General features: G+C 37.7%; 8 protein-coding genes. 1 reads left to right on the top strand and 7 read right to left on the bottom strand.

Annotation, left to right across the window (positions count from 1 at the left end; all coding sequences use genetic code 11):
• Positions 1–66 precede the first annotated feature (66 nt).
• Complete coding sequence (locus ES711_RS04440) at positions 67–996, bottom strand: mevalonate kinase family protein (RefSeq protein WP_146890591.1); 930 nt, start codon at positions 994–996, stop codon at positions 67–69.
• Between the two features lie 60 nt (positions 997–1,056).
• Positions 1,057–2,172, bottom strand: a complete 1,116-nt coding sequence (locus tag ES711_RS04435; RefSeq protein WP_146890588.1) for a diphosphomevalonate/mevalonate 3,5-bisphosphate decarboxylase family protein — start codon at positions 2,170–2,172, stop codon at positions 1,057–1,059.
• Between the two features lie 282 nt (positions 2,173–2,454).
• Between ES711_RS04435 and ES711_RS04430 the strand changes: the two genes are divergently transcribed.
• Positions 2,455–4,662, top strand: coding sequence for a hybrid sensor histidine kinase/response regulator (locus ES711_RS04430; RefSeq protein WP_146890586.1), 2,208 nt, complete (start codon positions 2,455–2,457; stop codon positions 4,660–4,662).
• Positions 4,663–4,668: 6 nt separating this feature from the next.
• On the opposite strand, the gene ES711_RS04425 is transcribed toward ES711_RS04430, so the two are convergent.
• From ES711_RS04425 to ES711_RS04405, 5 genes are all read right to left on the bottom strand, one after another.
• Complete coding sequence (locus ES711_RS04425; protein WP_146890583.1) at positions 4,669–5,895, bottom strand: BaiN/RdsA family NAD(P)/FAD-dependent oxidoreductase; 1,227 nt, start codon at positions 5,893–5,895, stop codon at positions 4,669–4,671.
• Positions 5,892–6,569: a glycerophosphodiester phosphodiesterase gene (locus ES711_RS04420; protein ID WP_146890580.1), complete on the bottom strand. Its 678-nt coding sequence runs from the start codon at positions 6,567–6,569 to the stop codon at positions 5,892–5,894. Before ES711_RS04420 ends, ES711_RS04425 begins: the two co-directional genes overlap by 4 nt.
• 302 nt (positions 6,570–6,871) lie before the next feature.
• Positions 6,872–7,735, bottom strand: a complete 864-nt coding sequence (locus ES711_RS04415) for an acyl-CoA thioesterase (protein WP_146890577.1) — start codon at positions 7,733–7,735, stop codon at positions 6,872–6,874.
• Positions 7,736–7,784: 49 nt separating this feature from the next.
• Positions 7,785–9,116, bottom strand: coding sequence for a DUF2254 domain-containing protein (locus ES711_RS04410; protein ID WP_146890574.1), 1,332 nt, complete (start codon positions 9,114–9,116; stop codon positions 7,785–7,787).
• Positions 9,117–9,146: 30 nt separating this feature from the next.
• Positions 9,147–12,848: a metallophosphoesterase gene (locus tag ES711_RS04405; RefSeq protein WP_146890571.1), complete on the bottom strand. Its 3,702-nt coding sequence runs from the start codon at positions 12,846–12,848 to the stop codon at positions 9,147–9,149.
• Between the last annotated feature and the right edge of the window lie 86 nt (positions 12,849–12,934).

Below are 12,934 nucleotides of genomic sequence, written 5' to 3'. Positions count from 1 at the left end.
AGGAAAGTTTAAAGCATTAAGACAGAAAAACCGCTAAAGGTTGCTCGGGAGCCCATCAACAGAATTTTAAAAATTATAAACTACCTCTAGTTTGTAATCTTTAAGGGACTGTTTCGCCTTTTCAATATCTTCAGTAAATCCTAAGATATACCCGCCGCCGCCGGAACCACATAATTTAAGATAGTAATCATTGGTGTCCAGACCGTTTTTCCACAGTGCATGGAATTGCTGAGGAATCATAGGTTTGAAGTGGTTCAATGCCACTTTTGATAGTTTTTTAGTGTTACCGAATAATGATTTGAAATCTCCTTTCAAAAAGTCATCCACACAAGCATCCGTATGTTTTATAAATTGGTTTTTAAGCATGTTACGGAAGCCTTCCTGTTTCATTTTTTCCATGAAAATGCTAACCATCGGCGCTGTTTCGCCTATAATGCCACTGTCTAGTAAGAACACGGCACCTTTACCATCACTCTTTTGTGAAGGTATACCAGCTGCCTCAATATGATCTTGTGAGTTGATTAAAATAGGAATGCTCAAATAACTGTTTAAAGGATCTAATCCGGAAGATTTTCCGTGGAAAAACGATTCCATTTCAGAAAAAATCGACTTTAAAGTCATTAATTTTTCTCGGGTTAAATTCTCAAGAACCGTAATTCTATCGAACGCGTATTGGTCATAAATGGCCGCCACTAATGCCCCACTGCTCCCCACGCCATAGCCCTGAGGAATGGAAGAATCAAAGTACATGCCTGCCTCAACGTCTTTTTCTAAAGTATCAACGTCAAAAGTTACTAGCTCAGGACTAATCGTTTTTAAGTACGCTACATACTTCTTAAGATTCTCGTTAGATTTTCGGGAAATTTCAGATTCAAGACCATCCGTTTTTAACGCCCCGTTATAGAAATTATATGGAATGGATAGACCTTTGGAATCTTTGATGATACCGTATTCGCCAAAAAGTAGAATTTTAGAGTAAAATAGAGGTCCTTTCATATTGAAAATTTCAGTTTACAGTTTAGGGCTGCAGTAAATTATAAGCAAATATAAGCATTATTATTGGTTTTGGGTGGCGCCAAAACCAATTTGGTCGCAAATATAATGCCCGTTTTGACAATATGCAACTAACTCACTCTTAATAAATTGCAATATTTCTTGGCGTTCCTTTTCAGGATAAAGCACGTGCACATTTGCACCTGCATCAAGCGTAAAACTGATATGTAAACCTGTTTTTTGTCTAAAATTCCAAATGCTATTGATAATCTCCAAGGTGTTGGGTTTCATCAAAATAAAATATGGCATACTGGTCATCATCATCGCGTGCAAGGTTAAAGCTTCAGATTCTACCAAGGCAATAAATCCATCTAAATCGCCAGTGGCTAGAATAGTTTTCAGTTGACCCATATTGTCATGCGCCTGCTGAAAACGATTTTTCGCATACGGATGGTTGTGCATTAAATTATGACCTATGGTGCTACTCACCTGTTTTTCGCCTTTGTCTACGAGCAAAATTGTATCTTGATACTGCTTAAAATCATCGTGCACAGGATACGGGTATTTAATACCGAACAAATCTGTACTGCCTTCAATGCTATCTGTTGCACCCCAGACAATCACGTCGCCTTCAATGCTTCTGCAGGCACTTCCAGAGCCTAAACGCGCTAAAAAGGACGCTTTCTGATTAAAATAAGCCGCGTTTAAAGCGTTGTTCTCGTCAACTTTTAGGTTTTGAGCTGACAGCAATTGCTTTTCAACACTCATTAAACACAGCGCCAAAGCACTCATCCCACTTGCAGAAGAAGCAATACCTGAACTGTGAGGAAAAGTGTTTTCGGTTTCTATTTTAAAGGTATAGGCTCTTAAAAATGGTAAATAAGCTTCTACACGTTCAAAAAATGTTTGAATTTTTGGTTTAAAATCGGCCTTAACTTCCCCATCTAAATACACTTCAAAATTAAAACCTGCATCGTTCGTTTCTTTTTTACTAAAACTCAACGTAGTAATGGTTTTACAATTGTTGAGTGTAAAACTCAAGGATGGATTTTCCGGAATTTGATCCTTTTTCTTGCCCCAATATTTTACGAGCGCAATGTTGCTAGGGGATTCCCAGCTGACTCGCCCTTCACTAATTGTGGCTTTATAATTTTTTGGAATAAAATATATTTCAGTCATGATAGTCGTATCAGCGGGCAAAGATAAACGTTTTACAATTGTAGGTTTAATTTACGCTCAAAATGAAATCCGACATCTGTAGAAATCACCGCATTATGTCCCTGAAATTCATCTACCCTATTAGCGTCCAACAACTTAACCGAATATGTCTCTTTATTTCCTAACAAAAAAATAAAATCACCTCTGATTGACCTCTATTAAACAGACTTATAAGGATAATATTTATACTTTTGCCAAGATTTTTATTAGCTTATATTTTATATAAATCCATACCCCCAAATCATGAATTTATTAAAATCAATTTCTATATTGATTATCATCTGTATGCCCTATTGTAGTTTTTCGCAAGTCATTTCGAAGGACACTTACAGCAATGAGAGATTAGCCCAACTTATTGCTGCTGATAGTATATACGAAGCAACTCTTCTGTTAAATGATGATCTGACCAACGCTAAAACGAAAAATCTACCCGTATTATTAGCCAACACAAACCAAGAGCTAGGTAATATTTTTTCGACCATAGAAAGTTTTGAAACTGCAGAAACCTATTATGTGAGAGCTTTTCAACTTTTTGACTCCCTCAATGATAAAGTAGAGATAGACCACATCTTGACTGATTTGTCTAGAACCTATGTAAACGCCAGAAACTATAAAAAATATGACAGTCTCGGGCCTATTGCCTTAAAACACTCTTATGATCTTAATAGCATTAATATTTTCTATAATCTAGGCTCAAAGCTAATCAGAAATTATGCGGTAGGAAACTATGATGTTGCCATAAAATTTTCAAATGAAGCGCTTCGCCGGTTAGACACTCATGAATTTTTACTGGAAACGGAAAGGGTTGAAAAAGAACGAATCAGGATGACTTTTTCGTATTATAAGGCCTTATCCCTAATTAATATGAAGCAATTTGAGGAAGGGTATAAACTCCTATTAACCATTGATCCTAATCAAATCTATTTTAAACAGAAACATAATACAGTTCCTTTAAACCAACTTGCCACTTTAAATTATTATAAGTTTAGATATTTTAACGAACGCACCAAACACGCAGATTCCGCTAATTATTACCTTTTAAAATCAGATTCCTTAAAATATGTTACGATTAAGGAATTTCAAAATAAACTATCTAAAAATGGCGATCTTATCTATAAGATCATAAGCACAGAAAATCAGCTTCAGCTAGCCAATTCTACCAAAAAGCAAGACAAAGCTTTGTCAAAAGTGTTTTTTATGGCTACGATAGTTTTATTTATATTGCTTGGGGCCATAGTAATTATCTTTTTTCGTTATTACAAAATCAAAAAACGTCTTCAGAAAATAAATTTAAAGTTAAAGGAATCCAACAAGAAGCTAAAAATCATCGACAAAGAACGTCTGGAATTTTTTTCAATCTTAAGTCATGAGCTCAGAACTCCGATATATGGTATTAACGGACTTGCAACACTAATTGAGCAGGAGCAATCTCCTGATAAAAGAAAAGGATATTTAAATGCTCTTATTTCTTCTAGTAATTACATTTCAGTTCTTATAGACAATGTGTTGCAAATCTCTAAATTGAAATTTGAAAACAAAACACTGCATCTCAAACCCACCGATATTTTACAGCTGGTCAATAGAGTTTCTAGTTCAATAAAAGTTTCAGCAAATGAAAAAGGATTAAATCTTTACACCAATGTCGAAAAAAACAATTGGGGAGAGCAGTTACTCATTGATAAGGTCGTATTAAGTCAAATACTAATCAATCTCTCTTATAACGCCATTAGATACACCACAAAAGGGTCTGTATCTATTAAACTTACTGAACAGCAGCGCACCCATACTCACGTTAACATACTATTTGAAATTAAAGATTCAGGGATAGGTATTCAACATAAACACAGGGATATTATTTTTAATGCCTTTGAAAATAAGACTTTTTTAGAAAAAAACAGTTCAGGTTCCGGTTTAGGACTCTATATCGTGAAAACCCTGCTTAGAAGTTACAATGCGGATATCAGATTTTTATCAAAACCCAATGTAGGCAGTACGTTTTATTTTGATATTAACTTTGAGATTGCACAAATTATTGATAATGAAAATCCAATCATCAAGGATCAACCGAATGCTATTCTGACTAAAATACTAGTTGTAGATGACAATTCGATAAACTTATTGGTCACTCAGAAAAATGTTCAGAAAATTCCTGGGTTTATTTCTGATACGGCATCACACGGTAGAGAAGCTATTTGCTTAGTAAAAGAAAAAGATTACGATCTTGTTTTAATGGATATCAACATGCCGGATATGGATGGGTATGAAACTACAAAACATATTAGATTGTTCAATCCCAAAATCCCAATTTTGGCGCTAACGGCCTTAAATTCTGGTGAAATTTATAAAAAGGCCATGGCCTCCGGAATGAATCATGTGATCACAAAACCATATGATTTTGAAGAATTTAAAGCCACTATTTTAAAATATAGCCAGGTTGCTTATCAAGATTGATACGTTTTATAGTGCTCTTGAAACAATATAGGCGCCAGTCCAGGCATTTTGAAAATTGAACCCCCCAGTAACCGCATCAATATTTAAAACTTCACCAGCGAAAAAGAGGTTTTCATGCACTTTGCTCTCAAAAGTTTTAAAGTTGACCTCCTTAAGGGTGACGCCACCAGCGGTAACAAATTCTTCCTTAAATGTGCTTTTGCCATCTACCTTAAAAATAGCTTGGGTCAATTGTGCCGCAAGACTTTCCAATTGGTATTTGTTTAAATCTGCCCAACGCGTATCTTGATCAATATCAGACGCGAGCACGAGGTTGTACCACAGTCGTTTTGGCAATTCAAATTGAGGCGATTTGTAAACCGTCTTCTTGCCAACATCCAATTTAAATGCTTTCAAGTCTTCAATACATGCGTCAAACGACTGTTTGATGAAATTGATGGCAATGTCAAATTTGTAATTAAGAGCCGCCAATTCGAGGGCGCCATAGGCTGAAAGTTTTAAAATTGCCGGGGCACTCATACCCACGTGGGTAATCAGCAACGGCCCTTCCGAAAAAAGATCAGTGCCTTCCACCGTAATTTCTACATTTCGCGCCACCACACCGGGAATATCTGCAATGCGCTTGTCCGTAATATTAAAGGTAAATAATGAAGGCACCGCTGGTGATATGGTATGTCCTAACGATTCCAAAATCTTCCAAATTTTTGAATTACTCCCCGTAGCAATGACCAGTGTATTGCAATGGTAGGTATTGGATTGCGTTTCTACTTTAAACTGAGAAATGGCATCTGCTGCGTCCTTTTGGGATGGTTCTATCAGTTTGACGCTTTCATTATAAAGCACCTCAACCTTATGTTTTTTGGCTTCATTTAAAAAACAGTCGATAATGGTTTGGGACGAATCAGAAACTGGAAACATCCGTCCGTCTTCTTCAATTTTAAGTGCTACACCACGCTTTTCAAACCATTCGATAGTATCTCCCGTCATAAACTGATGGAATGGCCCTAAGAGTTCCTTTTCACCTCTTGGGTAATTAAGAACCAGTTCAGAAGGTATAAATTCGGCATGGGTAACATTACAACGACCGCCACCAGAAATTCGCACTTTCTGCAGACCTTCCTTGCCACGCTCTAGCAGTGATACTTTACGGTTTGGATGTTGTTCAGCAATGTTGATGGCGGCAAAAAATCCGGCAGCACCTCCACCTACAATAAGGACGTCTTTATAATTCATAAGTAATCAGGGAAATCAGAAATAATACCATCTACTCCGATGGCTTTCAATTGAGCGATATCATCATAATTATTGACCGTCCAAGTGTTGACGTTATAACCATGATTATGGATGTTTTTTACAGATGCTTTGGTTAAAAGATGGTACTGCGGGTGAATGGCTTTGGCCGCAATAGTTTTAGCAAAATTTAAAGCCTCATCAAGATGATTGTCCGTTAGCACGGCTAAGGAAATGTTTTTGTTGCTATTAAACACTGCGGTTAATTGCTCATGATTAAAGCTGGAAACTAAAAAATGATCGAAGCTCCACCCTTTGGTTTCGGTATACAGTTGAATGCTTTTACACACTTCAAATGCCGTATAGTCCCCTTTCAATTCTATGTTTAACAAACATTTTTTATCAATAAGATCTAATACTTCAAGTAAGGTCGGAATTTGGAATTGCTCATTAACCTTTAAATCCTTTAGTTCTGCCAAAGTTTTCATGACAATCTCTCCAAACCCATCGGTAAGGCGCTCTAAAGTGTGATCATGAAAGACAACCAGCTCGCCAGTTTGGCACAAATGCACATCAATCTCAATGCCGTCGACACCTAAATCTAAAGCTTTTTGGATAGATTCCAAAGTGTTTTCTGCAACATGTCCTTTAGCACCTCTATGTCCTATCTTAAGCATTCTATCAAATTTATTATAGATTTAAATTCATTAGTGTTCGGTAAAAATATATAGTATTTAACAAACTCCTTTAGATCAAAAGACATTAGGAGATTTCGAAATGACACCTAACTTTTTAATATCTTTTTCTACCAAAAGTGATTGAATGATTTGAATTTAAATAATCCTTGTTTGTCAGTTGGTTGCAAACAAGTCTTTATTCTTGGCCCGATAGCCATCGGGACTAAATGCGCAGCGATCTTGATTCTTTATCGGATACCAATAATGTAACTCAATAATATTAAAGGAAGCTGAATCAATTTTTAACTTTTGGGACGCATCAAACCTTCTTGAGCCACTGACGCAATCAGCACGCCGTCTCTGGTGAAAATATTTCCGGTTGCTAATCCACGGGCGCTGGATGAATTTGGTGTTTCCATAGCATACAACATCCAATCGTCAAAATCAAAATCTCTAAAATACCACATGGAATGGTCCAAACTTGCCGTTTGGGTATTCCCCCAGTGTGCTTTACTGGCATGACGGTTCATGGCCGTCCCCAAAATATTATAATCGGAAACGTAGGTCAGAATTTGTTGTTTCATGGCAAGATCCACTGTTGAGGCATCGCCATTCAGTTTAAACCACACGTTGGTAGTTGCGGGCAAATCTTCCGTATTTAAAGGATTTACAATTTGAACTGGCTTAAACTCTACCGGACGTTCTACTTCTAAAAAGCCTTTCATCTTTTTAGGAATCATGTCTCCAAACTGCTCTAAGATCTCCGTCCAGCTCATCAATTCTTCAGGTTGTTTTACATGGGCATCCATACTAATTTGATGGTTGTGACCTTCCTCTTGATTCTGAAACGATGCAGATAGAATAAAGATGGTCACGCCGTTCTGCTCGGCCGTAATCCGTCGCACAGAAAAACTCCCGCCATCTCTGGTGATATTAACCGTATAGAGAATGGGCTGCTCCAAGTCTCCTGCTTCCAAAAAATAAGAATGCATGGAGTGTAAAACACGCTTGTTGGTAATGGTCCTTGAAGCAGCATTAAGGGCTTGCGCCAATACTTGTCCTCCAAAAACATTAGGGCTTCCTACCGTTTTACTATAACCAACAAATTGGGTTGGGTTGATCTCTTTTAAAGCGATAAGCTTAATTAAATCGGTAACATCAGTCATTTCTTAAGTAGTTTTAAGCTTTTCAAAGGTATTTAATTTTGTTTAACTTCTAAATGTCAAGTTCGGATTCGATGATAAAATCAGATTCGTTAAGCGTTTTTAAGCGCTGCATCTGCCGTTTAATTACCGCTAGGTCCGATTCATTGGTCTGATAAGCGATCGCATCTTGATATAAGGTACCAATCTCCTTGACGATTGTTTTTCTGTACTGCTGATCAAAAGCTTCTGCATGTCCCAATAAATATTCGAGCATCATAAACAAGCGCTGCACTACAATAATGTCATGTTTGCAATAGGTGCGCATCGCAGCCATCACATTATACATCAACTGCTCAAAACTGACCGTTTTGATACTGATAAGAGGTTGGTCTTCCTCAAACAGAAAACTCGTATCGCGTTTTTTCATGCGCAATACAAATAATTCCGTCATATAGTCAATGGCATTAATGGCCGTACCTGGATCATTGATTCCTGGCGACATGGCCTTTAAGGCAATTTCAGTGATTTGCTTAAATGCCAATACATAATTTTCTTCGACCAATTCGTTCTTCGAAAAGTTAAAAGCCCCTAAAGCATAGTCAATATCATCTTCTTCCAATTTAGCACCTGAGTATCGGAACAACGGCAGACCTTTTAAAAGATAGGTTCCTTTAATTTGAGCAATCTCAATTTTAAGATCGTGTTCTTTGGCAAATGTAACGAGCGAATTTAAACTGACATCTTGAAAATATCCCGATTTATTTGACAGGACTTCATTCCAATTGGAGGTGTCTGGAAACTGGGTTTCTATGGATTTTTCATTTTCGATCAGTCTGCTCAACCGCTCGTAGGCGGAATCAAATATTTTATCCATAATAGTTCCCACTTGAATTTGTTGAGATATGGAATGGATAAAATAGATAAAAGCTCCTAAACATACCGTCATAAAAATGATGGCCAATAACACCGAAAATCCAGGTAGTTGGTATTTGTCGCCGGTAGGCGTAATAGAGACCAAAGTAAAAATGCAGTATAATAACGTGGAGTTATAAATTCCTAAGATGATTTGATGTCTACGGTTAGAAATCAACCCCGGAAGCAAGCGTGGCGAAAAATTACTAGAAGCTTGATTAAGCAAAATCATGACCAAGGAGAAGCTGAATACCATAATGGATATCAGTCCTCCGATAAATGTGGTCAATAAACTTCTGGCCGTTTCCGTATTATTGATGACTAAAAGTGGTGCATTTTCAATTAAATACTTTGAAACGCCCAAACTTTCTAAGTAATACATAAAGAAAGCAAACGCCAACCCAGATAAACTTATGAGCGACGGATAGAAAGCAATATTGCCCTCTAGCTTGATAATATTTTCAATAATTTGATAAAATCGTTTCTTCATATCATGGTCCAGGTCTCTGTAAAGATACAATTAGAAATTAAAGCCTAGGCCAAATGTAAATCGAGAGCCATCTTCACCGGTAAAAAGGTTGAATATCCCGGAAAGCGATTTGGCAGCTGTAATTCTCAAACCACCTCCATAATCATTATGCCATTTTTCAGAACCGTCACCTTTATGCCAAACGCGCCCTACATCTCCCCCACCAAAAATAGTGACTTGTAATGGCAATAATCGGGTTTTGATAGATGGGAAACTATAGCGTAAATCGGCACTACCCACTAAGGAATTTCTACCGGTAAACCGCTCTGATCGGTAGCCTCTCAAGCCATTATCACCTCCAATATTTGCCGCCTGATAGAATTTATAATTATTCCCGAAACGGAATTGTGAGCGCACATCGGTTTTAAGCACCAAGGTTTTGTCTTTGGTTAGTGCATTGTAAAATCCGACATCAGAATTGATATATCCATACACTTCTCCAGCATCTTGCAGGTTGGTTCTCGCACCCAAATCCAAGTGAAAGGTCATCCCTTTGGTTGGGTTCAATTTATTGTCTGCACTTAAATAATCATATTCAGCTTCTAAGGCCCCATAATAATGACGCTCATAAAATTGGTCCTCACTTTTAGCACGATAAGTGGTGATAAAGCGGTCCGGCGACGCATCCAACTGAATGCCTTCAAAAATGGTTCTCAAACCATAATTACTACCAAACGCTGAATGTTTTAAGATTTCAACGTGTCCGCTGTAAATACTTTTCTTAACCCGATTATAATCAAATGCGTTGGCATCATAAGGAGTTTCATTTCCAAAACCAAAAAAGTTATCGGTGTAAGACGCGTTGGTATAGGTACTTCCAACACTTAAATTCCAGTCATAAAAGAAATTAGCAAATTCCCCGTGATAATCTAGTCTAAATCCGCCCGTTTCAAACGCGTATTTAACATTGAACGCATGTTGTTGTGAAAATGGATTGCGTTGAAATCCGTTAACCGTATAAGTTACTGAACCGCCTAACAATACACCATCGTCAGGGTTATAACTTAAACCAGGAGTGAGCGCCGTGCCTTTGGTCCTGTTTTTTTCAAAATCAAAAAGGTTTAATTTATATACATCAGTGAATTTTATGGTTGCTCCATTTTTGGCCAACACTGTATTTTCTTTTGATTTGTGGTCATATACTTTAATACGGCGGCCTTCTTTGATATCATAAATATCATTTCCCTGCCCGCCTACTATTCTTGTAAAAATCAAATTACTTCCTTTGCCATCAACTATAAATTGATCATCATCATTTAAGCCGTAAATCCAGAGTTCTTTGGTAATGTTACTATCAAAAGTTTGGTCAATAAACGGTTCACTAATGCCACCATCTTTCAATCGGGATACTTTAACTTGGGTGAGATTTTTACCTAAACGGGTAATTTCAAAATAATCATCTTTATCTGTTCCGCTCAGTACCACCAATTCATTTAAATAATTATAATAGCGGTTGGCAATGTCTTGCATATTGCTGCGACGGCCTTTCAATTTTACCTTTATATCTTCAATAATGCTATCCTGAACTTCAAGGGGCACATTGTTAAAAGCGCTTTCAATAACCTCATCCGTTATATGTTCTTCTAAGAATTTGGCCTGCTCAATCCAAGCTTCCCTAGTGCATTGTTGTAAAATAACCCGATCTAGTTTAACCCCTGCGCTGTTCATCCACTTCACATCCTTAAGCTTCTCATCATATACTTGTAACTGTCTGGAGGATCCTGAAATGACTCTTACAAAATCCAACAAGGACCCGTCAAAATTAGAAAACACCTGATCACGATCCCTAGGGATGGGTTTATACAACTTATCGCCATTTTCTTGGTTAAATTGTGCCCAACGCCACTGATCTTGGTGCCTGTCCCAATCGCCAATCAGCATATCAAATAAGCGCGCCCTGATGTAAGCGTTTTCATCAATCTTATATTTTTCATCCTTGCGGACTTTTTCAATAATATCATAAGTACTTTCAATATCATCAGCGTATCCAAAATTGCGTTCGTCTGTATAATTCTCTTCTGGACGCTCTTCTATCATGTATAATTGACCTCCATAACCCGCGTTAAACTCCTCCAAATACTTATGCTTGGGGATGTAGTAAATTTTAGGATTGGTATGGTAAATTTTAGCCGCATCAGATAAATCAGGAATAGCCATAAAAGCATAGGGATGCGCAGCAGTATAAAAATCTAAAATGAGACTTTCAATTTCCGTTTGTTCGTAGGCATCAGCGACATAGGAATTTTTAAAGAGTACTTTCTCTAAATATTGGGTAGGACTTTTACGCAAAGCCCGCATGTTTAGTTCTCTCCCGTCTTTAGTTTTAAGTCGCAACGATTTTGTTTGATGCCCTCCTCCTGCTCTCACCACTTCCAATCCGCCATACAGCGTATCTAAGGTGGCAACCGGAACTTTGATGGCCTTGCTATACACACTGCGGTAACGGTCTCCCAACAGCATTTTATAGACTGACGACTTATCGGTTTCTTCATCTGAATAGATGGAAACCTCAACCTCTTTCGGAAATGTGTCCGGTAAAATGGAGTAATCGTAAGGTTTGGTTGGTGGATATATTTCCTTTTGAAACAATAAATGTGGGGTATTATTTTCTGAACCAAAAGCCTGTACCCAACTGCTGCCATCCTTAAATACAGTCATCACAGCAAACCCTTGAAGCCCGTAGGCAAATACGCCGTGTGTCTTAAGGTTTACTTGCCCAGTTTTAGAACCTGAGCCAGAAACGATCTGTTTGATATTTCCATTGTCAATATATTGTACAGTGTGTTCATGCCCAGATACAAAAACAATATTGCCATTTTCAGTAGCTAAGTTTTCCAACCGATCCATTAAATTGTTATAAAGCTCATTATACCTGTCTTGAATAGACACGCCCCCTTGCGACCTAATTTGAGTAACCAAAGAAGCCAATCCGGGCATAGGAATTCGTTTTTGCATTGGGTACAAATGTTTTTCTAAGGCAAATTGCCCCCCATGGGTACTATTGGTGTACATGGGATGGTGCATGGCAAAAACGATGGTTTTACCTTGGGCCTTTTTAATTTCGCCTTCCAATTCGAGCATCAAACGCTCCCGGGTTTTAATGACACAACCTTCATTAATGGTCGGATGCCGGTCCCAATTTTCAAGATACCATTGGGTGTCTACAATAAGTAATTGAATAGTTTCACTAACATCTATACTCTTAAGCGGGCACCCATCTTCAGGAAAAAAACTGTTTTCATCAAGGGCCTCTTTAATATATTGCTCTTGCAAGCGCACACCCGTAACGCCTCCAGAATACCATTCGTGATTTCCAGGTATAAAAATGGTCTGACCTTCAAAATTTTCTACAGATTTGACTTGCGCATTGAGCATATTTTCAGCTGAACCTCTGTATTTATGTTCTATTTGTGGAAGTCCTGCGGGATAGATGTTATCTCCCAAAAACAAGGTGTAATCACCTTTAGTGTCCTTGTCTGCAATGTACTTTTTAAAAGCGGTCAAGCCTTGAGACAAACCATTCATGGGAGATAAACCAGCATCCCCTACCAAATAGAATACTTTGTCCACTTCTTTATCGGGAAACACGTTTTGTTGGTCTGCCCTATCGAGATATTGTGCCTGATAGGAGGCACAGGCATTAAATAACAAAGCAACAAAAAGGAGGATTGAGAGGTTTTTAATCGTATTCATTAACAATTGGTGTTTTTAAAAACTTTAGGGATGTGAGGCGTGTTCAATGGCTTCTTTTTTAAATGAGCTAACTGTCCACTTTTTTA

This window comes from Gelidibacter salicanalis, assembly GCF_007997285.1.
Classification (GTDB): domain Bacteria; phylum Bacteroidota; class Bacteroidia; order Flavobacteriales; family Flavobacteriaceae; genus Gelidibacter; species Gelidibacter salicanalis.
The sequence above is the reverse complement of the archived record's forward strand: the minus strand, read 5'-3'. Positions and strand labels throughout refer to the sequence as shown.